Below are 22,510 nucleotides of genomic sequence, written 5' to 3'. Positions count from 1 at the left end.
CGTCGCACGGCAGCGGCATCGGCTCCGACCATTGCACCCACCCAGAACTCTGTCAAAGGTCCCGCCGCGACGCGGCGTGTCTGTGACCATCCGCAGCGGAAAGGGACCGCCCACTGTTCAGAAACCTAAGTCGGCCTTGCCGAAAGCCTCGACCGCAGAGGTCTCTCCTTCGATGTCCACCTGCGCCACCGCGCTACGGCCGAAGGCGTACAGCAGTACTTCGCCAGGTTCTCCCCGGAGGACGATCTCACCTTGCGCGGTGGGTGCTTTGATCTTCTTCCGACCGTGTCCTTCGCAGAGGAGCGTCACACCGACCGGGGAACGTCGGAGAAGCAGCTGCCCAGCTTGGCGAAGACGTATCCACAACGCCTCCGACTCCTGACCATCAACCTGCCGCCTCTGCCCCGGATCCCAGTCCTCCTGCGCCCGCAACACGTCCTCGTGATGGACGAAGAACTCTGCAAGGTTCACGGCATCGTCCACCCCCGGAACCCGTAAGGGCGACCAACCACGGGGACCTTGCCGGACCATGTCCACCAGCGCCGCCCACGGCTGGTCGGCATACTGCTCCTGCACCCGATGCGTGTGCTCCGCCAAAGCAGGGACGACGACCCCCGCAGCAGCATCAGGTCTGCGCTCGCGGATAACGAGATGTGCTGCGAGGTCCCGCGTGCTCCAGCCGTCGCAGAGAGTGGGTGCGTCAGGTCCGAGCCTGGTGAACGTGGAGCAGAGTGCGGCGCGTTCGAGCTGAGCGAGTCCGGTCATGGCTGTCAGTCTCCCAGGAAGTGGGCGCTGGTCGGGTACGGGAGCGAGACCGTGTCGTCGCCGGTCTGTGTGCACAATGTCTGGCGTGACCGATGTCTCCGTACCGAACAGCCCGTTGGACCCGGCGATCGCTTGTCGGCTCAAGCGGGACCCTGCAGGCCTGGTGGCAGCCGTCGTACAGGAGCACGACACCTCCCAGGTGTTGATGCTGGGCTGGATGGACGACGAAGCTCTGCACCGCACCCTGACGACAGGACGAGTCACCTTCTGGTCGCGGAGCCGCCAGGAGTACTGGCGCAAAGGCGATTCCTCAGGACATGCCCAGTACGTCCGTACGGTCTCCTTGGACTGCGACGGCGATGCTCTCCTCGTGACTGTGCAACAGATCGGCGCAGCGTGCCATACCGGAGAACGGACCTGTTTCTTCACCGACCTTCCGGCACGGATCGGAGTGGCCCCGTGACCGTGGACGAGCCGGCGTACGGACAGCCTTGGCCCGACCGTGGCAGCTTCCGCTCGCTGTGCTCGGAGCGCCCGGTAACACCGGTCGTACGTAGGCTCTTGGCAGACGCCGAAACCCCGGTGGGAATCTATCGAAAACTGAGCGGTTCTCGTCCGGGAACCTTTCTGCTGGAGTCTGCAGAACACGGTGGAACATGGTCGAGATATTCCCTCATCGGGGTTCGGAGCAGAACCCAGCTCACAGAGGTGGACGGGCATGCCACTTGGAGCAAGGAAGGCGCCCCATCGCTGGTGGAAGAACGCTCTCCGGTGACAGCCTTGCAGGAAGTACTGGCCGAACTGTCCACCGACCCTCTGCCGGGGCTACCTCCGCTGACCGCAGGATTCGTGGGGTATATCGGTTACGACGCAGTACGACACTGGGAGGAAGTTCCCACTCGGGCAGTGGACGACCTGGGGCTTCCGGAGATGGCCATGATGCTGGTGGCCGATGTCGCCGTGATGGACCACGCGGACGCTTCGCTCTACCTCGTCGCGAACGTCTTCGCCTCTGAGCTCGAGGAGAAGGGCACCGATCGGGCTTATGACGAGGCGATCGACAGACTCGACCAGATGACCCGTGCACTGTCCTCGCCGACGCCGAGCACGATCTCAGTGGTGAACTCCGCCACAGAGGACCCCCCGCCGTCGAGCACCTGCACCCGGAACGACTTCCTCACGATGGTGGATGCGGGGAAGGAGGCTATCCGTGCCGGGGAGGTCTTCCAGGTGGTGCTCTCCCAACGGTTCTCCACGCCCTGCCCGGCAGACGCCCTCGACGTGTACCGGGTTCTGCGGACCAGCAATCCCAGCCCGTACATGTACCTCCTTCGGCTGCAGGACGGCGAAGGACGGAACTTCGACGTTGTCGGCTCGAGCCCCGAGGCCTTGGTCAAGGTCAAGGGGAGGCGCGTGGTTACCCACCCCATTGCAGGATCACGTCCGCGAGGCAACGACCCCAGGGAAGACGAACGCCTGGCGGTCGAGTTGGCTGCCGACCCGAAGGAAAGGTCGGAACACGTGATGCTCGTCGACCTGTCTCGCAACGATCTCCAGAAGGTGTGCGATCCCGGGACGGTCGATGTCGTCGACCTGATGAGCATCCGTCGTTACAGTCACATCATGCATCTGGAATCGACGGTGGTCGGTCGGTTGCGTGAAAACTGTGACGCCTATGACGTACTGGCCGCTACCTTCCCCGCAGGTACCTTGTCAGGGGCTCCGAAGCCTCGCGCCATGGCGCTGATCGACGAGCTGGAACCGGTCAAGCGGGGTGTCTACGGAGGCGTCGTCGGATATCTGGACGTGCATGGTGACATGGATACCGCCATTGCGATCAGGACAGCGGTCGTGCTCGACGGCTACGCCCATGTCCAAGCAGGCGCCGGAGTGGTGGCCGATTCCGACCCGGAAGCGGAATACACCGAGACCGTCTCCAAGGCTGCGGCGGCTCTCAGAGCAGTCTCGCGCGCCATGAACCTAGGCGAGCCATGAGCCTGCAGGAGCAAGCCGCGCAGCGTGCCACGGCTGTGGTCCTGAGCCTCTTAGGAGCAGCGATCGGGTTGACTGTTTCCACGCGGACGGTGGTCTCCGGGGCAACCGTGCACGGCGGTTTGGGTGTACGTACCGTTTTCTCGGTGTCCGGGACAGCTGCGGCCCCGGTCTATCCAGCCTTGTTGCTGATCGCTGCAGCAGGTGCCATGGTCTGGCTTTTCGCCCGCCCGCTGATGGTGCGGGTCATCGCGGTGATGACTGGAATCTCCGGTGTGGGAGCGGCATTTACATGGCGGTCGGGGATCGTGCAGGCCGGTCGCTCACCGAGCCTGCCCGACGGCCATGTCATCCAGGAGGTATCGGTGCGATGGTGGTCGTTCTCCGGCGACCTTGCGGCCTTGATGATCGTCGTCTCTGCAGGTCTTGCTCTGTGGGCGGCAGGAAGTTGGTTCCCGGCGCAGGCCGGAGCTGAAGCACCAGGCGGGGAAGATGCCTCGGCTTCCTCTCCATCCTCGAGATCCGCATCGGACCAGTGGGAAAGGCTGAATCGTGGCGAGGACCCTACGGTCTGACGAATCACTGACGGTGTGACGAAGAGATGTCCATGCCTGCGAGCGACCGATCAGCGCAGGGAGCATCCGCCTGGCTTCTGAAGGTGCAGGCAGCTTCTCGCTCACGGCTTCCGGGCCGTTGCTTGCTGGCACACTGTGCACAAGCCATCAAGGGTCTCCGCCGAAATGGCCCTGTGAACGTGCTCTTCGGAGCCGTCGACGGATCTACGTCCAACGAAGGAAGTTCCAGATGTCCGGCACGGTTTCCCACGGGAACACTCCCGCCGCATGGGTGGGCACCGCATTTCTCCTGCTCGGTTCTGCTGTGGTGAGTGTGGGGGTGATCGTCAATCTTTCCTGGTTATGGATCATCGGCGCAATCCTCTGTCTCGTAGGCGTGATCGCATGGGTGGGGATGAACAGAGCCGGGATGAATCAAGACATGTTCTGATAGCCAGGCATATCGGATTTCCTCCGATCGCTCCCGGCAGCAGCAGGCCTGGGCCAATTCCTCGGCCCAGGCTTCTTCGCCCCCTGGATGAAATCGGGTCGCCGACACCACGCACTCTCAACGCCGGCCGGGGCGATTCGAGTCGAAACGACATGGGTGGTTAGTCTGAGCATCGTGCCTACTGTTCTGGACGAGATCATCTCCGGTGTCCGTGAGGACCTCGTCGAGCGCCGCGCGCATACGAGCCTCTCCGAGCTGAAGGAGCGAGTAGCTCGAACGCCCGGAGCCCGGGACGCCACAGCGGCTCTGTGTCAAGGCGAAGCCGGGGTGAAGGTCATCGCCGAGGTGAAACGCTCCAGTCCCAGCAAGGGCGCGCTCGCAATGATCGCCGATCCCGCCGGTCTCGCCCGGGATTACGAAGCAGGCGGCGCGAGTGTCATCAGCGTACTTACCGAGCGTAGACGTTTCGGCGGCAGCCTAGAAGACCTGGTGTCCGTGCGGGCCGCAGTGGACGTCCCGATCCTGCGCAAGGATTTCGTGGTCGACCCGTATCAGATATGGGAGGCCCGTGCCCACGGCGCCGACCTCGTGCTGCTCCTGGCTGTGGCACTTCCCCAGGACATCTTGATCGGCATGCTGGAGCGCACCCGTTCTCTGGGAATGTCCGCGCTGGTCGAGGTCCATGACGAAGAAGAGGCTGTCCGTGCTGTGGAAGCCGGGGCCCGGATCATCGGTGTCAACAACCGCGATCTCCGCACCTTGGATGTCGACCGGGGGACCTTCGCGCGCATTGTCCCCCACCTGCCGTCGTCAGTGGTGAAGGTGGCCGAGTCCGGGGTCCGTGGTCCGCACGATGTCTTCGAGTTCGCCCGACATGGCGCTGACGCCGTCCTGGTGGGGGAAGCCGTCGTGACCGGCGGTCAGCCACGCCATGCTGTTCACGAACTGGTGACGGCCGGGGCCCATCCGTGTTTACGACATGCCGGAGAATCATGAACTCCTCCACAAGAATCGGACGGTTCGGCAATTTCGGGGGGAGGTTCGTCCCGGAAGCCTTGATCGCAGCACTGGAACAATTGGACGAGGAACGTCTTCTGGCGGCACAAGATCCGGATTTTCGTTCTGAGCTGAAAAATCTTCAGGAGAGATACACCGGACGCCCGAATCCGCTGACCGAGGTTCCTCGTTTTGCCGAACACTGTGGTGGGGCCAGGGTCTTTCTCAAACGAGAAGATCTCAACCACACCGGATCCCACAAGATCAACAATGTATTGGGGCAAGCTCTCCTCACCGTTCGCATGGGAAAGAAACGGGTGATCGCCGAAACCGGAGCAGGGCAGCATGGTGTGGCCACTGCTACGGCGGCGGCCCTCATGGGGCTGGAGTGCATGGTCTACATGGGGGAGCGGGACACCTCAAGGCAGGCCCTCAACGTTGCCCGGATGCGTTTGCTCGGCGCTACCGTGGTGCCGGTCACACACGGTAGTCGTACCTTGAAGGACGCCGTCAACGAGGCCCTGCGCGACTGGGTGGCCAATGTCGAGGACACTCACTACATTCTCGGAACGGTCACCGGGCCTCACCCCTTTCCCGAGATGGTTCGTGACTTCCACGCAGTGATCGGCGAGGAAGCCCGAGAGCAGGTGCTGGCCTGTGTCGGACGCCTCCCGGACGCCGTAGTCGCCTGCGTGGGCGGCGGTTCTAATGCCATCGGCATATTCCATCGTTTCCGTCACGATCCTCAGGTCCGGTTGATCGGGGTCGAGGCCGGGGGACAGGGCATCGGTAGCGGGAAACATGCTGCGCGCTTCGCCGGTGGATCGCCGGGGGTTCTGCACGGTGCCGCGACCTATGTACTCCAGGACGAGGACGGGCAGACCATCGAGAGCCATTCGATCTCCGCAGGTCTGGACTATCCCAGCGTGGGACCGGAACATGCTCACCTGCACGACTCTGGGCGTGCCGAGTACCGTTATGCGACCGATGCCGAGGCGATGGCCGCTTTCCGACTACTGGCGCGGACCGAAGGCATCCTGCCTGCGATCGAGAGCGCACACGCCTTAGCCGGTGCCATGAGTGTAGGCCGTGAGCTGGGTCCCGACGCCGTGATCGTGGTCAATCTGTCCGGACGTGGCGACAAAGACGTGGACACCGCAGCCCGTTATTTCGGGCTTCTTGATTCGGGCACCGCAGACGGCCGCGCCGGAGCTTCTGGAGAAATACCCGAAGGGAATGGGCGGTGACCGCAAGTTCGTACGGTGCAGAGAGACTCGAGCGGGTCCTGTCCTCCGCGCGTGAGGAGAGGCGCGCAGCGCTAGTGGGTTATCTCCCGGTGGGCTTCCCCGATGTGGAGCTTTCCTTGGAGGCGATGACTGCACTGGTCGAGTCCGGGTGTGATGTGGTCGAGATCGGTTTCCCCTACAGCGATCCAGTTCTGGACGGGCCGGTGATCCAGGATGCTGCTGCCTGTGCGCTCCGGGCCGGAGTCCGGACGTCGGATATTTTCCGCGCGGTTCGTGCCGTGGTCGCCGCGGGAGGTACTGCTGTGGTGATGAGCTACTGGAATCCGATCCTGCGGTACGGGGTGGAACGCTTCGCAGCAGACCTCGCCGCAGCGGGAGGATCCGGAGTCATCACCCCGGATCTGATTCCGGACGAGGCCGAGGACTGGTCCGCTTCGGCTGAGCGTCACGGGCTGTGTCCGATCTTCTTGATCGCTCCGTCTTCCACTGATGAGCGAATTGCAGCTACTACTGCTCGTTGTCGTGGTTTCGTCTACGTCGCCTCGGTGATGGGAGTCACCGGGACCAGGACGGCTGTGGGATCTGCTGCGTGTGACCTTGTCGATCGGGCGCGTCGCTCCACCGGACTTCCCCTCTGTGTGGGATTGGGTGTCAGTAACGGTGCGCAGGCAGCCGAGATGGCTTCCTACGCTGACGGGGTGATCGTGGGCTCCGCGTTGGTGAAGAAGCTGGCCTCCGATGCTCCGTGGTCAGAGCGGCTGATGTCTCTGCAGGAACTGACCGGCGAGTTGCGCGCCGGAGTGAGAGAGGGAAATCGCTGATGATCGCTCGTCTCGCCGATCGGCAGTGGCAGGACTGGATGGGGTTGGTGTCCAGATTGGTGCTGGCCTTCGTCTGGATCTACGCAGCGGTGACCAAGATCGGGCGACCACTGACGAGCGCGAGAGCTGTTCAGGCGTATGACCTGATGCCTTTCGAGATGGCTGATGCGGTGGGGCAGATCCTGCCGATCATCGAGTTGGCCGTGGGTGTCCTCCTCCTGGTCGGCCTCTTCACACGTTTTTCCGGCCTGCTCTCCTCGATTCTCCTGGTCGTGTTCATCATCGGTATTGCTTCCGCCTGGGCGCGAGGGCTGGAGATCGACTGTGGATGTTTTGGCGGGGACGGCAGCCTCGAGGCAGGCCGCGAGCCGAAGTATCTGCAGGAGATCCTGCGGGATCTCGTCTTCCTCGGTTTCGCGGGATGGTTGTCCTGGCGGCCGGGTAGCGCTTTCTCGCTCGACGCGCGTCTGGACCGCGGAACCACGCCCTGAACGCATCCGTTCTCGAAATACGAGCTCGGGTCCAGAAGGGAAAGCCTTCTCGCGGGATCTGCTCAACCGGTGAGTGTTTCCATGCCTCGTCATAGCAGCCAGACCCGTTGCGAGGACACTAAGGACGAGGCTGAGCGGAATGACCTGATCGTGCATCTAGTCTTGAGGCGCTACAGGAACGCGCTGATGTACTCGGCAGCCCGTCCGGGCACCGTACTTGCCGCAAGGAGATAAATCGCATGGCACCGCCCCAGAACTCACGCCAGGCCAAGATCAGCGCAGCCGCGCCGGCACAGGGTAGGAACGTCAAAGGGTTACTGGCTGTGATCATCGCTGTCGTCGTCGTGGCAGCAGCTTTTTTCATGCTCTTCTTCCGTCCTGGGAGTAACGAGCCGTCCGCTCTGCCGAGTGGGGGATCCTCGGCCCCCAACGGGGAAGTCAAGCTGCCCAAGGGCGTCTCCGGTAAGGACGCTCCGGTGGTGGCCACCAACGGCGGCGTTTTGAAAGAGGGAATCCCGACCCTGCAGATCTTCGAGGACTTCCAGTGCCCGTGGTGCCAGAAGTTCGACCAGATGTTCGGCCCGAAGATCGGCGAGTTGGGCGCTGCGGGCAAGATCAACGTCGTCTACTACCAGAAGACCTTCCTGGACGACAGCCTGCGGAACAACAGCTCGACCAAGGCGGCCAATGCGGCACTGTGCGCGTCCGACGCGGGGAAGTTCTTCCAGGTGCACGAGAAGATCTTCGCGAAGCAACCGAAGGACGAAGGCAAGGGGTACAGCGACGAGGACATCCAGAAGTCCGCAGTCGAGGGCGGCCTGTCCGGCGAGCAGCTGGAGACGTGGAAAACCTGTGTCGCCCAGGAGACCTACAAGCCGTATTTGAAGAACTTGGAAGAGTACACCTCCAAGACCATGGGGATCAGAAGCACTCCTTCCTACTACGTCAACAGCAAGAAGATCGACACCAACGGCATCAGCAACGCCGATGAGTTCGAGAAGAAGATGTTCGAGACAGCGAAGTGATGTTTCCGTCGGCCCTCCCGAGTCCGGAGATCGCTGTTTGGCACCTCGGGCCGATTGCCTTGCGTGCCTATGCCTTCTGCCTGCTAGCCGGAATCGCCTTGGCCACTTGGGTGACTGCTCGACGACTGCCTGCTCGGGGGATTGCCCCTGAGCGGGCGTTGGACGTGGCGTTGTGGGCCGTGCCTTTCGGGATCGTCGGCGGACGGCTCTACCACGTGATCTCCAGCCCGCAGGCATATTTCGGGGCCGGCGGTGACCCGATCCGTGCCTTCTTCATCTGGGAAGGCGGATTGGGTATCTGGGGTGCTGTGGCTCTGGGTGCTCTCGGGGTGTGGCTGGCTTGTCGTCATTACGATGTGCCTTTCCTCCCCTTCGGCGACGCGATCGCGCCGGGACTTGCTCTGGCCCAGGCGGTAGGACGTTGGGGGAACTGGTTCAACAACGAGCTCTACGGGGGGCCGACGGAACTTCCCTGGGCCTTGCAGATCCATCAGTGGAACCACGCTGAGGGCAGAGCCGTCCTCGACAGCAAGGGGGAGGCGGTGGTCCTGGGAACCTTTCATCCGACCTTCCTGTACGAGTCGTTGTGGTGTCTGTTGATTGCGGGAATGCTCTTCGCCATGGATCGGCTCTGGCGGAGCAGGCTGCGCTTGAAGCCAGGGCAGCTCTTCGCCGCGTACACCATGCTGTACACCCTTGGTCGGGTCGGGATCGAGAATGTCCGGATCGATGCAGCCAATCATGTTCTGGGGCTGAGGTTGAACGTCTGGACATCGATCGTGGTCTTCCTGTTCGGCCTGTGGTGGTTCTGGTGGTTGTCGCGTCGAGAGCCCGAGGAGAAGAGGCCTGAGGCAGCGGAGGAATCTGCTGCTTAGCAGACGTGGTGATTTTTCGCAGGAGAACGCCTCCTCGGGTATCTGTAAACAGGTCCTGAGGAGGCGTTCTCTCTGTTGGGGGACCCTTTGGATCCGCAGGATCGGTGAAACTTGCATCGCCATGCGGACTTTTTATCCCATATGATGGGATGAATTCGGCTGTGTGGTATTCCACCGGCCGGTAGAGTTCCGCCACCGGACATCGTCGTCCACCAGAGGGTGCAAGCCGCGACCTGCGCCCTCTCCATCCTTTTTCGAAACCGACCTTCCTGGTCCCTCGCACCTCAAGGACGGTGAGCCACGTGTCAGCACGCGCTTTCTCCGCCATCCCGGCGCCCACCGGCTTGTACGACCCGATCTACGAACACGACGCATGCGGTGTGGCCATGGTCGCCACACTGCGAGGCACCCCTGGACACGACATCGTCGAACAGGCTCTGGAGGCACTCCGCAATCTCGACCACCGAGGCGCCACAGGCGCGGACCCTCTTGTCGGCGACGGGGCAGGAATCCTGACCCAGATACCTGACAGCTTCCTCCGCGGAGTCACGGCCTTCGACCTCCCGCCCGCGGGGCGTTACGCCGTCGGCACCGCTTTTCTTCCGGTCTCGGAGAGCGAACGCTCGCTCTCCGTCCAGCAGATCGAGAGGATCGCCGTCGAAGAAGGCCTGAAAGTCCTGGGATGGCGTGATGTCCCGGTCCAGGAGGAGACCATCGGCAAAGTGGCTCGTGAAGTCATGCCGCACTTCGCCCAGCTCTTCGTCGCACCGGCAGGCCAAGGTGAGGAATACACCGGAATCGCCGTGGACAGACTCGCTTTCTGCCTACGCAAACGTTCTGAGCACGAAGCCGGCATCTACTTCCCCTCACTGTCGGCGCGGACCCTCGTCTACAAAGGCATGCTGACCACCGAACAGCTCGACCACTTCTACCCGGATCTGCACGACCTGCGGTATACCTCTGAGTTGGCCGTCGTGCACAGCCGATTCTCCACGAACACATTTCCCAGTTGGCCGTTGGCTCATCCCTTCCGGCTCATCGCCCATAACGGCGAGATCAACACCGTCCGCGGAAATCGGAACTGGATGGCTGCACGCGAATCCGTGCTCACCAGTGATCTTATCCCCGGAGATCTCGCCCGGCTCTTCCCCATCTGTGACCCGAACGCTTCGGACTCGGCCTCCTTCGACGAAGCTCTTGAACTCCTGCATCTGGGGGGACGCAGCCTTCCCCACGCGATCTTGATGATGATCCCGGAAGCATGGGAGAACCATGCGGAGATGAGTCCCCAGCTCAAGGCGTTCTACGAATTTCACAGCTGTTTCATGGAGCCCTGGGACGGCCCGGCATGTGTGACGTTCACCGACGGCACCCTCGTCGGTGCTGTGCTCGACCGCAACGGGCTTCGACCGGGACGTTACTGGGTCACCGATGACGGCCTGGTGGTCCTGGGCAGTGAGGCCGGGGTCCTGGACATCGAGCCGGAACGCATCGTGGAGAAAGGGAGGCTCTCTCCAGGGCGGATGTTCCTCGTCGATACCGGAGCCGGACGCATCGTGCCCGATGCGGAGATCAAATCCGAGCTGGCCGCAGAGCATCCGTACAGCCAGTGGCTGGAGACGGGGATGGTCAACCTCGTAGATCTGCCCGAGCGTGAGCACATCCTCCACACGCCCAGCTCGGTAGCCCGCCGCCAGCAGACCTTCGGTTACACCACGGAGGAGCTCCGACTGATCCTCGGGCCGATGGCTGTCCAGGGAACCGAAGCTCTGGGATCCATGGGGACGGACACCCCCATCGCGGTGCTGTCGACCAGGCCCAGGCTGCTCTTCGACTACTTCACACAATTGTTTGCCCAGGTGACGAACCCGCCGTTGGATGCCATCCGTGAAGAGTTGGTCACCTCGGTATCGACGACCGTCGGGCCCGAACTGAACGTGCTCGACGCTACGCAGGGGCATTGCCGGCAGATTGTCCTGCCCTTCCCCGTGATCGACAACGACGAATTGGCCAAGATCGTCCATATCGATGCCGAATACGATGAACCGGGTACAAAGACTGTGGTCGTCTCCGGTCTCTACGATGTGGCCGGCGGCGCCGCTGCGATGAGGCAGCGCCTGGAGATGATCTTCAAGGAGGTCTCCAGCGCTATCCGCCGAGGCGCCCGTTACGTGGTGCTCTCGGACCGGGATTCCACTGCTGAACGCGCTCCCATTCCATCGCTGCTCCTTACCGCAGCGGTTCACCACCACCTCATTCGGGAGAAGACCCGGACCCAGGTGGGTCTGTTGGTAGAAGCCGGGGACGTGCGGGAGGTCCACCACATCGCTCTGTTGGTCGGTTACGGCGCGGCTGCTGTCAACCCTTATCTGGCCATGGAAACCGTGGAGGACATGGTCCGGTCTCGGGCTATCACCGAAGTGACCAGCGAGAAAGCCGTTGCCAACCTCATCAAGGCGCTGGGCAAAGGTGTACTGAAAGTCATGTCCAAGATGGGGATCTCGACGGTCGCCAGCTACCGTGGCGCCCAGGTCTTCGAATGTATCGGGCTGTCACGCGAAGTCATCGACGTGTATTTCACCGGGACCACGAGTCGTCTGGGTGGGATAGGTCTGGACGTCATCGCGCAGGAGGTCGCAGCGCGTCATCGAGTGGCCTATCCGGTCTCAGGTGTGGGTAACGCTCACCGTGAGTTGGCGGTCGGTGGCGAGTACCAGTGGCGACGCGAAGGTGAGCCTCATCTCTTCGATCCTGAAACGGTCTTCAGGTTGCAGCATTCCACTCGGAGTCGTAGGTATGACCTCTTCAAGCAGTACACCGCTCGAGTGAACGACCAATCGAGTCGGCTCATGACGCTACGAGGGCTCTTCGAGTTCGCGACCGCAGGTCGTACGCCGGTGCCGCTCGAAGAGGTCGAGCCGGTCGGGGCGATCGTACGGCGATTCAGCACCGGTGCGATGAGCTACGGCTCGATCAGCAAGGAGGCCCATGAGACTCTTGCCGTCGCGATGAACCGGATCGGCGGGAAGTCGAATACCGGTGAAGGTGGGGAGGACGCTGATCGTCTGCTCGATCCGGAGCGTCGCAGCGCCGTCAAACAGGTTGCTTCAGGACGTTTCGGTGTCACGAGCCACTATCTGACTGAGTCCGATGACATCCAGATCAAGATGGCCCAAGGCGCCAAGCCTGGTGAAGGTGGCCAACTGCCCGGGCAGAAGGTCTATCCGTGGGTGGCCAGGACCCGTCACAGTACGCCGGGCGTCGGTCTGATTAGCCCGCCTCCGCACCATGACATCTACTCGATCGAGGATCTGGCGCAGCTGATCCACGATCTGAAGAATGCGAATCCTCGAGCACGTATCCACGTCAAGCTCGTCTCCGAAGTCGGCGTCGGAACGGTCGCCACCGGGGTCAGCAAAGCCCATGCCGATGTGGTGTTGATCTCCGGACACGACGGCGGGACCGGGGCTTCTCCACTGACCTCCTTGAAACATGCAGGCGCGCCTTGGGAGATCGGGCTGGCTGAGACTCAACAGACTCTCGTCCTGAACGGATTACGTGACCGCATCGTCGTGCAGACAGACGGTCAGTTGAAAACAGGCAGAGATGTTGTGGTGGCCGCTCTTCTCGGAGCGGAAGAATTTGGTTTCGCAACGGCGCCACTGGTTGTGTCGGGATGCATCATGATGCGGGTCTGCCACAAGGACACCTGCCCGGTCGGCATCGCGACCCAGAATCCAGAACTTCGGCAACGCTATTCAGGAAAACCTGAGTTCGTGGAGACCTTCTTCGAATATATTGCCGAAGAGGTCCGGGAAATTCTGGCCGAACTGGGTTTTCGTACCTTGGAAGAGGCCGTCGGTCAGACTTCCGTCCTCGACATCCGTCGCGCCGTCGGACACTGGAAGGCCTCTGGTCTCGACCTGACCTCTGTGCTTGCTGAGGCGGTCCCGCAAGAGGGGCAGTCACGACACTGCACGCGCGAGCAGGATCACGGACTGGATCAGGCTCTCGACAATCACTTCATCGAACAGGCTAGAGAAGCTATCGACCATGGTCGTCCGGTGAGTATCGATGCGCATGTCAGAAATGTGAACCGGACGGTTGGAACAATGCTCGGCCACCAGGTCACTAAAGCCCACCACGAGGGTCTACCGAAGGGAGCAATCGAACTTCGACTGACCGGAGAGGCCGGTCAGTCTCTGGGTGCTTTCCTTCCTGCGGGTGTGAGCATTCAGCTACGGGGTGAAGCAAATGACTATGTCGGAAAAGGTCTTTCCGGGGGTCGGATCGTGATCCGCACGCCAGAGGGAACATATTTTTCCGCCGAGGACAATGTGATCGCAGGAAATGTCATCGGATATGGCGCCACCAGTGGAGAAATATTCCTGGGTGGCCAGGCCGGAGAACGCTTCTGCGTACGGAACTCTGGTGCGGTCGCCGTCGCCGAAGGAATCGGCGACCATGGTTGTGAATACATGACAGGAGGTACGGTCCTCATCCTCGGTCCGGTCGGTCGTAATTTCGCGGCAGGAATGTCGGGAGGAACCGCCTACGTCCTGGATCTCATCGCCGATCGGGTGAACGGTGGCCTCGTCGACGTCCTACCGCTACGGCCGGCAGACCGAGACCGCGTGGAAGACCTACTGCGCCGCCATGTCGAGGCCACTGGTTCCACGATTGCAGCTGCCCTTCTCACATCCTGGCCCGAGGCTCAGCACCGATTCTCGTTGGTGCTGCCCCGCGCCTACCAGCGAGTCCTCGACGTCCGACAGTCAGCGGAAGAGGAAGGACTCGATCCCGACGGTGCTCTCGTATGGGAGCGGATCATGGAGGTGTCCCATGGCTGACCCCCAGGGCTTTCTGACCCATCGTGAGCGCAAGCTCCCCCCGCGTCGCCCGGTCCCCGTCCGGTTGACGGACTGGCGTGAAGTCAACGAGTCACAGGACGTCGAAGAGCTCAGGGACCAGGCCAGCCGCTGCATGGACTGCGGCATCCCTTTCTGCCACAGCGGCTGCCCCCTGGGAAACATCATTCCCGAGTGGAACGATCTGGCCTGGCGCGGACGATGGGGGGAGGGGATCGAACGACTCCATGCCACGAACAACTTCCCCGAATTCACCGGACGGCTCTGCCCCGCGCCTTGTGAGAGTTCCTGTGTTCTGGGCATCAACCAGCAGGCGGTGACTATCAAACAGGTTGAAGTCACCACCATCGAACGCGCTTTCGATGACGGCCGGGTCACTCCTTTGCCTCCGGAACGACTCTCCGGGCGAACTGTCGCGATCGTTGGCTCCGGACCGGCGGGACTGTCTGCAGCCCAGCAACTGACCCGTGCCGGACATACCGTCGCCGTCTTCGAACGTGCTGACAAAGCCGGTGGATTGCTGCGCTACGGCATCCCCGAGTTCAAAATGGAGAAGAGTGTCCTCGATCGTCGGTTGGCGCAGATGAGAGCGGAGGGGACCCGTTTCCGGACAGGAGTGGACATCGGGGTGGAAATCACCGGGCAGGAGCTGCGCCGACGCTACGACGCGATCGTCCTCGCCACCGGGTCCACGATTCCCAGAGATCTCGATATCCCCGGCAGGAACGGCAGAGGGGTGGTCCAGGCGATGGACTATCTTCCTCAGGCGAACAGATCTGCTCTCGGCCAGCCGATCGAGGACCAGATCGTCGCCACGGACAAGGACGTGATCGTGATCGGTGGTGGCGATACCGGCGCCGACTGCATCGGCACTGCTCTACGGCAGGGTGCCAGATCGGTGACCAGCCTGGAGATCATGCCTCAACCACCGACGGCACGGAATGAGGCTCATCCTTGGCCGACTTATCCCGTCCTCTTCCGGGTCGCCAGCGCGCACGAAGAAGGTGGGGAACGTCTCTATGCCGTGAACACCAAGGAATTCGTGAATGACGAGAACGGCGAGCTATGCGCCCTGAAACTGAGTGAAGTGCGTTTGGAGGACGGGCGCTTTCAGGAGATCGAAGGCACGGAACGTGAGCTCCCGACACAGTTGGTCCTCCTGGCGATGGGGTTCACCGGGACGGAGAGGGACGGGGTCGTGGCCCAGCTCGGGGTGGGAGTCGACGGCCGTGGGCAGGTGGTCAGGGACCAGAACTACATGAGTACTGTCCCTGGTGTCTTCGCGGCCGGGGACTGTGGGCGCGGGCAGTCCCTCATCGTGTGGGCCATTGCCGAAGGCCGGGCCTGCGCCCATGGGGTCGATGAATGGCTGACCGGTTCGTCGGTGCTTCCACGCCCAGTTGGCCCCCGGGACCGTCCCCTGACGGTCTGAGACGTCGAGCCGAACCGCTGAACGCTCGCCGAGAGGGACTTCCCCTCTCGGCGTAGCGTGTTCGTCGGAGAACGCAGGCTCCTCCACTCCGTTGGTCAGAACGATCTACGGAGCAGTCGTAGAATGGAATTCATGCGTCGCGCCAAAATCGTTTGCACCATCGGACCTGCCGTCGATTCCCCCGAGAAAATCCGTGCCCTCGTCGACGCGGGCATGGATGTTGCCCGTATCAACCGGTCTCACGGCTCCTACGAAGACGCCGAACGTCACATCGCCCTGGTGCGACGTGCGGCAGAGCAGGCCGGCCGCCAGGTCGGCGTACTGGTGGACCTTCAAGGCCCGAAGATCCGCACCGGCCGTTTCGCCACCGGCCCGGTTCTCTTGAACGAAGGTGACCGGTTCACCATCACCATCGACGACATCGAGGGGGACGGAGAACGGGTCTCCACCACCTTCAAGGGCCTGACAGGAGATGTCCGAGCGGGCGACACCCTCTTGGTCGACGACGGCAAGATCACGCTCCGTGCGGTCGAGGTCACCCCGACCGATGTCGTGACCGAGGTGGTCGAGGGCGGCACCATCTCCAACAACAAGGGCATCAACCTGCCGGGAGTTCCCGTCAGTGTGCCGGCACTCTCGGAGAAGGACGAGGAAGATCTCCGCTGGGCACTGCGGATCGGAGCGGACTGGATCGCGCTCTCCTTCGTCCGTGACGCTCGGGACGTCATCCGTTGCCACGAGATCATGGAGGACGAGCAGGTACGACGCCCTGTCCTGGCCAAGGTCGAGAAGCCGCAGGCTGTTGCCAATCTTGCAGAGATCATCCGCGCCTTCGACGGGATCATGGTCGCTCGAGGTGACCTCGGCGTGGAAATGCCGTTGGAAGAGGTTCCGCTCGTCCAGAAGCAGGCCATCGCACTGGCCCGCAGAGAGGCCAAGCCGGTCATCGTTGCCACTCAGGTGCTGGAGTCGATGATCGACAACAGCCGTCCCACTCGGGCGGAGGCCAGCGACTGCGCCAACGCGGTGCTCGACGGAGCAGATGCGATCATGCTCTCCGGTGAGACCAGTGTCGGGTCCTGGCCCATCAATGCCGTCAGGACCATGGCGCGGATCATCGAGAACACCGAGGACCACGGTCTTTCCCGGATCCCCCCGCTAGGTACCGAGCCTTCCACGGTAGGCGGTGCGGTGACCGCGGCTGCCGCAAGGATCGGTAACTCTCTCCAGGCGAAGTACCTGGTCTGTTTCACTTCCTCGGGTGACTCCGCCCGTCGCATGTCACGTGTGCGTTCCGGGCTTCCGATGCTGGCTTTTACCACCGACGCGGAGACGGCCCGTCGTCTGACTTTGACCTGGGGAATCCGTGCATTCATCGTTCCGCAGTTCAGTCACATGTCGACCATGGTCGAAGCTGTCGACCAAGCACTGCTCGCAGAAGGTGTCGTCACACAGGGTGACGTCCTGGTGGTAGTCGCCGGGCGTCCCTTTGGAGTGAGCGGTACCACGAACTCTCTGCGGGTTCACGTCGTGGGCAGCCTCGACAGCTGACCAGCGGGCAGGGCAACGGTCCGGAAAAATATCCGGACCGTTGCCCTCTGCAGGCATCCCGTGTACGAAGCGCCGCGAGAGTGACGTATAGTAGGCGGGCACGCCGGGATGGTGGAATGGCAGACACGGAGCACTCAAAATGCTTTGACCGAAAGGTCGTGCGGGTTCAAGTCCCGCTCCCGGCACTCTTCAGATCTTCTTTGACTCACCGCTTCCGGAGATAATCCGCCTGAGGGTCTGAGCTGCCCAGGTTTTCCTCCTGAAGTTTCTCCGGGGGAGAAGCGACACCGGTACTGATGCTCGGCATGGCGCATCTAGGATGTTTTTGTGACCGACACACCTTCCAACCCCATCCCTACGCCGCCGCCGTCGCGCGCGACCTCCACCGAGTCCACCGCTGAGAAGCCAACCGGGCTGCTGCGAGTCGTCGTTGCTGAAGACGAAGCCCTCATCCGGTTGGACCTGGCAGAAATGCTCACCGACAGCGGGTACGAGGTGGTCGGTCAGGCCAGCGACGGAGAACACGCGCTCGAACTGTCTCGTCAACACCGCCCGGACCTGGTCATCTTGGATGTCAAGATGCCCGTTATGGACGGCATTACCGCCGCAGAGGTCATCGGCAAAGAACGGATCGCCCCCTGCGTCATGTTGACCGCCTTCAGCGACCGTGATCTGGTCGAGCGGGCACGCGATGCCGGTGTCATGGCCTACGTGGTAAAACCCTTCACCATCGATGACCTACGCCCAGCCTTGGACATCGCCCGCTCTCGCTGGGTCGAGCTCCACGCACTGGAAGCCGAGATCGCAGATCTCGGTGAGCGGCTGGAAACCCGGAAAGCGGTCGATCGCGCTAAAGGCGTCTTGATGGAACAGATGGGACTGACTGAGTCGGAAGCCTTCCGGTGGATCCAGAAGACAGCCATGGATCGCCGGCTCGGAATGCGCGAGGTAGCCCAGCTGGTCGTCGACGGTCTGCCTGGAAGCAAGAAGAAACGCTGACGGGATATCGCTCTCCTCGGAGGGCCGTCTCGATCTCCCGCCAAGGGTAAAGACGGCCCTCCGGTCACGCGGAATAACCGAGGAACCCGGGTCAGGCCCCCTCCTGTCGAGGTTGAACCAGCATGCACGACAGCCTGGCGGTACAGACCAGACGTCCCTGGCCGTCCTCGATCTCGACGGCATAGGTCGCCAGACTTCCACCGGCGTGCAACGGCGTCGCCACAGCACGCACCAGTCCTGCTCTGACCGCCCGATGATGGGTGCAGTTCAGTTCCACGCCAACAGCCACTCGTCCATATCGAGAAGCGTGGTGGGCCGCAGCTATCGATCCGACTGTTTCAGCCAAAGCAGCATTCGCACCACCGTGCAACAGCCCGTAAGGCTGCCGGTTGGGCGTCACGGGCATCGTGGCGACGCATCGTTCTGACGAGGACTCGACCACGTCGATCCCCATCGTGCCCAGAAGGGTCTCCTCCAGAGGAAGAAGACCGTCGAATCCCTCGGACTGGCCCATGGAACCACTCATCCTGTCTCGTCCACCATCGACGACTCCTCGGGCGGGGCAACATCGTCCGCTAGGCCCCGGAGGGTTCTTCGTGGTTGTCAGCTGGTGGGCCTAGGCTGCCACATGTGAACCGACTCCTTCTTCTCGACGGACACTCGCTCGCATACCGAGCCTTCTTCGCCCTGCCCGCAGAGAACTTCGCCACCAGCACCGGCCAACACACCAATGCTGTCTACGGGTTCACCTCGATGCTGATCAATCTTCTCCGTGCAGAGGAACCATCTCACCTGGCGGTGGCTTTCGACCTGTCCCGGCAAACCTTCCGCGCGAAGGAGTACCCGGAATACAAAGCCGGGCGTTCACAGACCCCCGAAGAGTTCCGTGGCCAAGTCGACTTGATCCAGGAAGTGTTGGACGCCCTATGCATCCCGTACGTCCAGACCGATGGTTTCGAAGCGGATGACATCATCGCCACCTTGGCGACCTCCGCAGCCGGTGAAGGAATGGAGACGCTGATCGTCTCCGGCGATCGCGACGCCCTTCAACTGGTCGACGAGACCACGACCTTGCTGTACCCGATCAAAGGGGTCTCCGAGCTCGCGCGGATGACGCCCGAGTCCGTCGTCGAAAAATATGGGGTCGCGCCCGGCCGGTACAGCGACCTGGCAGCCCTGGTGGGGGAGACCGCAGACAACCTGCCAGGAGTGCCTGGAGTCGGCCCCAAAACCGCCGCGAAATGGCTGAGCAAGTACGGAGATCTCACCGGGGTCCTCGAGGCGGCCCAGGACGGAGACATCAAAGGGAAAGTTGCAGACAATCTCCGGACACACATCGACGCCGTCCGGCGAAATCGTCGACTCAACCAGCTGGTGCGTGAAGTCCCCCTGCCGATCGCTCTCGACCAGACGGCCCGGCGGCCCTGGGACCGGGAGAGGGTCCATCAGATTTTCGACAGTTTGGAGTTCAGGGTTCTACGGGAGCGACTCTTCTCGACTCTGCCGGACTCCGCGCCGACCAGTGAGAAAGCGCCAGAGACTCCGGGACGCGTCCTCGACAACTCCGAAATCGAAGCCTGGCTGGCACGACATGCAGGCAAAGAACGCACCGGCGTCGTCGTGATCGGATCCTGGGCCAGAGGACAAGGCGACGCCGAAGCCGTGGCGCTGTCCAGCTCCACAGAATCCGCCTATATCGACCTGACCGCCTTGGATCCGAAGAGCGACGCCGCGCTCGCTGCCTGGTTCGCGGACGAGCATCGGCCGAAATGTCTGCACGAGGCAAAACCTCAGGTCCACGCACTCGGGTCAAGAGGGTACGAACTGGCCGGCATCGTGCACGACACTGCTCTGGCGGCCTATCTCGTCCGTCCGGACCAGCGATCCTACGACTTGGCAGACCTGGTGGTTCGGCATCTTCAACGGGAACTCCACGCGGAGAAGAGCTCCGCGGAACAGGGCATGTTCGACTTCGCCACCGACCAGGACGAGGCCGCTCAGGAATCGATGCAACAAGCTCGAGCAGTGTTGGATCTCGCAGCCGCCTTGGACATCGTCCTCGAGGAGACCGAGAGCCTGCGACTGCTGTCAGAGATCGAACTGCCCACGGTGCCTGTCCTGACCAGGATGGAGTCGACCGGTATCGCGGTGGATCCGTCCGTCCTGACCGAGTTGGAATCCCAGTTCGCCGAGAAACTCGCCCGCGCGCAGCGGGATGCCTGGGCCGCCAATGACGGTGAAGAGGTGAACCTGGGCTCGCCCAAACAGCTCCAAGTGGTGCTTTTCGAGAAGAAGGGTCTTCCACGGACCCGGAAGACCAAGACCGGATACACGACGGATGCCGAAGCCCTCACCGATCTCTTCGCGAAGACCGGGGATCCCTTCCTGGAAGCGCTCCTGCGCCATCGGGATGCGGCGAAACTCCGGGTCACCGTTGAAGGACTGCTCAAAGCTGTCGCCGACGACGGCCGGATCCACACCACATACATGCAGACGATCGCCGCCACCGGGCGCCTGTCCTCGACCGACCCGAACTTGCAGAACATCCCGATCCGGACCGAGGAAGGTCGACGTATCCGATCTGCTTTCGTGGTCGGAGACGGTTTTGCTTCCTTGATGTCTGCCGATTACAGCCAGATCGAGATGCGGATCATGGCGCATATGTCCCAGGATGAAGGCTTGATCGAGGCCTATCGGGCCGGGGAGGACCTCCATCGTTTCGTCGGCTCGCGGGTCTTCGATGTGGAGCCGGAGCAAGTCACCAGCGCCATGCGTGCCAAGGTGAAGGCGATGAGCTACGGGCTGGCCTACGGTCTGTCCGCCTTTGGCCTGTCGAAGCAGCTGTCGATCTCCACCATTGAGGCGAACTCGCTGATGGAGACTTATTTTTCCCGTTTCGGAGGCGTGCGAGACTACCTGAAGTCAGTGGTCGACACCGCGCGGAAGCAGGGATATACCGAGACCATGATGGGGCGTCGACGTTATCTGCCGGATCTGATGTCGACGAGTCGTCAACGTCGGGAGATGGCCGAAAGGATGGCTTTGAACGCGCCCATCCAGGGCTCCGCCGCCGATGTCATGAAATCAGCGATGCTCCAGGTTGACTCAGCCCTCAGGAAAGAAAGGCTCTCCTCACGCATCCTGCTCCAGGTGCACGACGAACTTGTCCTCGAAATAGCGCAAGGGGAGGAGCTCAGAGTCGAAGATCTGGTTCGACGTGAGATGGGTGCCGCAGCGGCATTGGACGTACCCCTGGAGGTCAACGTCGGGATGGGCCGGAGCTGGTTCGATGCCGAACACTGACTTCGGGACACCCCACGGAAAAACACCTCGGGCAGGTGAGGGCTCAGCGGGTCAGACGTCTCCTGACCCCTCCGCCAGCCGGCGCGCGAGGAAACGTCTCCGTGCTTCGTTCGCGTCCTGAGCCAACCGAACATGGGGAGCCATCTCGGAGAAACCGTGCCACCCACCCGCCCACAGATGCATCTCCGTGGGAACACCCGCCCCGACGAGCGCCGCGCCGAAGGCGAGGACATCGTCCCGGAAGAGGTCCTCGGTGCCGACATCGAGGAAAGTGGACGGTAGTCCCCGTAGAACTTCAGGATGATCAGCTGCTCGGCCGGGTGCGGCGTAGAAGGAGACCTCCTCCCGGGCGACAGCCGGCCCGAGGTAGGACTCCCACGCTGTACACGAGCTGATCCGGTCCCATACGCCGGAATCCATGTGTTCGAAGGTCGACGGTCGGTGATGGCGGTCGTCCAACATCGCGTCCTGCAAGATCTGGTACCTGGGGGAGGGGAGACGCAGATCACGGGCCTGTAGTGAGAAAGACGCCGCCAGGCAAGCACCTGCACTCACTCCGAAGACGCCCGATCGTGCAGGATCTAAGCCCAAGTCCTCGGCATGTGCGTGCATCCATGACCAGACAGTCATCACGTCTTCCACTGCGGCCGGATGTCGATATTCGGGTGCCAGCCGGTATCCGACGGAGAACACGACCACACCGAGCTCCTCCACCCACAGCGCGAGCGCAGGAGTTCCGCTGTAGGCGGTACCGGTGACCATGCCTCCGCCGTGGCAGGCCAGGAGCGCGGGCCGGGGGCCGGTGTACGGGGTGGTTGGCCACAGGAGAACGACGGGTACGTCCGGGTGACCCTCGCGACCGGGGACCGTCCGTTCTTCCGGCCATACCCGTCCGGAACGTCGGAGGGTCTCCGGTCGCGGACGCCAGTGATCGGTGAGGGCTCGCAATCGGGGTATGTCCTCGGCCCGGAGGCTGTGTCCGTCGACCGATCCCTGCGCGGCCAGGGGCGCCAGCTCGGGGTCGTAACACGGGATACGTCGGGCCGTGGGAGATCCGACGCAGGGTTCCTGCGGTCCCCGGGTGGTCGTCATCCGTCCATGCTGCCGCAGAGCGGAGCCGATGCCACCGCAATCGGTAGG

General features: G+C 62.4%; 18 protein-coding genes and 1 tRNA gene. 16 read left to right on the top strand and 3 right to left on the bottom strand.

Annotation, left to right across the window (positions count from 1 at the left end; genetic code table 11):
- Positions 1–117: 117 nt before the first annotated feature.
- Complete coding sequence (locus AUCHE_RS04040) at positions 118–765, bottom strand: TIGR03085 family metal-binding protein (protein WP_006502001.1); 648 nt, start codon at positions 763–765, stop codon at positions 118–120.
- 76 nt (positions 766–841) lie between these two features.
- Here AUCHE_RS04040 and hisI point away from each other — a divergent pair, with 76 nt between their 5' ends.
- The 15 genes from hisI (at position 842) to AUCHE_RS03965 (ending at position 18,067) form a co-directional block, all read left to right on the top strand.
- Positions 842–1,228 (top strand): phosphoribosyl-AMP cyclohydrolase, encoded by a 387-nt coding sequence (gene hisI / locus AUCHE_RS04035; RefSeq protein ID WP_040321425.1) that lies wholly within the window; start codon positions 842–844, stop codon positions 1,226–1,228.
- 2 nt (positions 1,229–1,230) lie between these two features.
- Positions 1,231–2,760: an anthranilate synthase component I gene (locus AUCHE_RS04030; RefSeq protein WP_006501999.1), complete on the top strand. Its 1,530-nt coding sequence runs from the start codon at positions 1,231–1,233 to the stop codon at positions 2,758–2,760.
- Positions 2,757–3,332 (top strand): Trp biosynthesis-associated membrane protein, encoded by a 576-nt coding sequence (locus AUCHE_RS04025; RefSeq protein ID WP_006501998.1) that lies wholly within the window; start codon positions 2,757–2,759, stop codon positions 3,330–3,332. Before AUCHE_RS04030 ends, AUCHE_RS04025 begins: the two co-directional genes overlap by 4 nt.
- 229 nt (positions 3,333–3,561) lie before the next feature.
- Positions 3,562–3,762, top strand: coding sequence for an HGxxPAAW family protein (locus tag AUCHE_RS04020; protein WP_006501997.1), 201 nt, complete (start codon positions 3,562–3,564; stop codon positions 3,760–3,762).
- Positions 3,763–3,936: 174 nt separating this feature from the next.
- On the top strand, positions 3,937–4,758 hold the full coding sequence (gene trpC, locus AUCHE_RS04015; RefSeq protein WP_040321423.1) for an indole-3-glycerol phosphate synthase TrpC: 822 nt from the start codon (positions 3,937–3,939) through the stop codon (positions 4,756–4,758).
- The gene (gene trpB / locus AUCHE_RS04010) at positions 4,755–6,005 is read left to right on the top strand and encodes a tryptophan synthase subunit beta (protein ID WP_006501995.1); all 1,251 of its coding nucleotides are present in this window, start codon (positions 4,755–4,757) and stop codon (positions 6,003–6,005) included. Before trpC ends, trpB begins: the two co-directional genes overlap by 4 nt.
- Complete coding sequence (trpA, locus tag AUCHE_RS04005; RefSeq protein ID WP_006501994.1) at positions 6,002–6,826, top strand: tryptophan synthase subunit alpha; 825 nt, start codon at positions 6,002–6,004, stop codon at positions 6,824–6,826. Before trpB ends, trpA begins: the two co-directional genes overlap by 4 nt.
- On the top strand, positions 6,826–7,317 hold the full coding sequence (locus tag AUCHE_RS04000; RefSeq protein ID WP_006501993.1) for a MauE/DoxX family redox-associated membrane protein: 492 nt from the start codon (positions 6,826–6,828) through the stop codon (positions 7,315–7,317). The genes trpA and AUCHE_RS04000 overlap by 1 nt, the downstream gene beginning before the upstream one ends.
- Positions 7,318–7,556: 239 nt before the next feature.
- On the top strand, positions 7,557–8,342 hold the full coding sequence (locus AUCHE_RS03995) for a DsbA family protein (RefSeq protein ID WP_006501992.1): 786 nt from the start codon (positions 7,557–7,559) through the stop codon (positions 8,340–8,342).
- Complete coding sequence (lgt, locus tag AUCHE_RS03990; protein ID WP_006501991.1) at positions 8,342–9,217, top strand: prolipoprotein diacylglyceryl transferase; 876 nt, start codon at positions 8,342–8,344, stop codon at positions 9,215–9,217. The genes AUCHE_RS03995 and lgt overlap by 1 nt, the downstream gene beginning before the upstream one ends.
- Positions 9,218–9,519: 302 nt before the next feature.
- A complete protein-coding gene (gene gltB, locus AUCHE_RS03985) occupies positions 9,520–14,067 on the top strand; it encodes a glutamate synthase large subunit (RefSeq protein ID WP_006501990.1) in 4,548 nt (1,515 codons plus the stop codon).
- Positions 14,060–15,517 carry a glutamate synthase subunit beta gene (locus tag AUCHE_RS03980; protein WP_006501989.1) on the top strand — a complete coding sequence of 486 codons (1,458 nt, stop codon included), beginning with the start codon at positions 14,060–14,062 and terminating at the stop codon, positions 15,515–15,517. Before gltB ends, AUCHE_RS03980 begins: the two co-directional genes overlap by 8 nt.
- A 132-nt stretch (positions 15,518–15,649) precedes the next feature.
- On the top strand, positions 15,650–17,068 hold the full coding sequence (gene pyk / locus AUCHE_RS03975; protein WP_006501988.1) for a pyruvate kinase: 1,419 nt from the start codon (positions 15,650–15,652) through the stop codon (positions 17,066–17,068).
- Positions 17,069–17,170: 102 nt separating this feature from the next.
- Positions 17,171–17,253 (top strand) — tRNA-Leu (locus tag AUCHE_RS03970).
- Between the two features lie 142 nt (positions 17,254–17,395).
- Complete coding sequence (locus tag AUCHE_RS03965) at positions 17,396–18,067, top strand: ANTAR domain-containing response regulator (protein ID WP_006501987.1); 672 nt, start codon at positions 17,396–17,398, stop codon at positions 18,065–18,067.
- A gap of 91 nt (positions 18,068–18,158) precedes the next feature.
- Here AUCHE_RS03965 and AUCHE_RS03960 read toward each other — a convergent pair whose 3' ends face one another.
- The gene (locus AUCHE_RS03960; RefSeq protein ID WP_006501986.1) at positions 18,159–18,581 is read right to left on the bottom strand and encodes a PaaI family thioesterase; all 423 of its coding nucleotides are present in this window, start codon (positions 18,579–18,581) and stop codon (positions 18,159–18,161) included.
- Positions 18,582–18,697: 116 nt separating this feature from the next.
- On the opposite strand from AUCHE_RS03960, the gene polA reads away from it, so the two are divergent.
- Positions 18,698–21,370 (top strand): DNA polymerase I, encoded by a 2,673-nt coding sequence (polA, locus tag AUCHE_RS03955; RefSeq protein WP_006501985.1) that lies wholly within the window; start codon positions 18,698–18,700, stop codon positions 21,368–21,370.
- A gap of 51 nt (positions 21,371–21,421) precedes the next feature.
- Here polA and AUCHE_RS03950 read toward each other — a convergent pair whose 3' ends face one another.
- Positions 21,422–22,462 (bottom strand): alpha/beta hydrolase, encoded by a 1,041-nt coding sequence (locus AUCHE_RS03950; protein WP_006501984.1) that lies wholly within the window; start codon positions 22,460–22,462, stop codon positions 21,422–21,424.
- Positions 22,463–22,510: the final 48 nt, after the last annotated feature.

Origin of the sequence: Austwickia chelonae NBRC 105200 (assembly GCF_000298175.1) — a bacterium.
Lineage (GTDB): Bacteria > Actinomycetota > Actinomycetes > Actinomycetales > Dermatophilaceae > Austwickia > Austwickia chelonae.
Note: the sequence above shows the minus strand (reverse complement) of the source record. Positions and strands in the feature narration are given on the sequence as shown.

Bases quoted from the DNA above. Each gene is read 5' to 3' on its own strand.
- AUCHE_RS04025 (WP_006501998.1), top strand. From the start codon at position 2,757: ATGAGCCTGCAGGAGCAAGCCGCGCAGCGTGCCACGGCTGTGGTCCTG.
- lgt (WP_006501991.1), top strand. From the start codon at position 8,342: ATGTTTCCGTCGGCCCTCCCGAGTCCGGAGATCGCTGTTTGGCACCTC.
- AUCHE_RS03995 (WP_006501992.1), top strand. From the start codon at position 7,557: ATGGCACCGCCCCAGAACTCACGCCAGGCCAAGATCAGCGCAGCCGCG.
- AUCHE_RS04020 (WP_006501997.1), top strand. From the start codon at position 3,562: ATGTCCGGCACGGTTTCCCACGGGAACACTCCCGCCGCATGGGTGGGC.
- pyk (WP_006501988.1), top strand. From the start codon at position 15,650: ATGCGTCGCGCCAAAATCGTTTGCACCATCGGACCTGCCGTCGATTCC.
- AUCHE_RS03950 (WP_006501984.1), bottom strand. From the start codon at position 22,462: ATGACGACCACCCGGGGACCGCAGGAACCCTGCGTCGGATCTCCCACG.
- AUCHE_RS04000 (WP_006501993.1), top strand. From the start codon at position 6,826: ATGATCGCTCGTCTCGCCGATCGGCAGTGGCAGGACTGGATGGGGTTG.
- AUCHE_RS03960 (WP_006501986.1), bottom strand. From the start codon at position 18,581: ATGGGCCAGTCCGAGGGATTCGACGGTCTTCTTCCTCTGGAGGAGACC.
- hisI (WP_040321425.1), top strand. From the start codon at position 842: ATGTCTGGCGTGACCGATGTCTCCGTACCGAACAGCCCGTTGGACCCG.
- AUCHE_RS03980 (WP_006501989.1), top strand. From the start codon at position 14,060: ATGGCTGACCCCCAGGGCTTTCTGACCCATCGTGAGCGCAAGCTCCCC.
- AUCHE_RS04040 (WP_006502001.1), bottom strand. From the start codon at position 765: ATGACCGGACTCGCTCAGCTCGAACGCGCCGCACTCTGCTCCACGTTC.
- trpB (WP_006501995.1), top strand. From the start codon at position 4,755: ATGAACTCCTCCACAAGAATCGGACGGTTCGGCAATTTCGGGGGGAGG.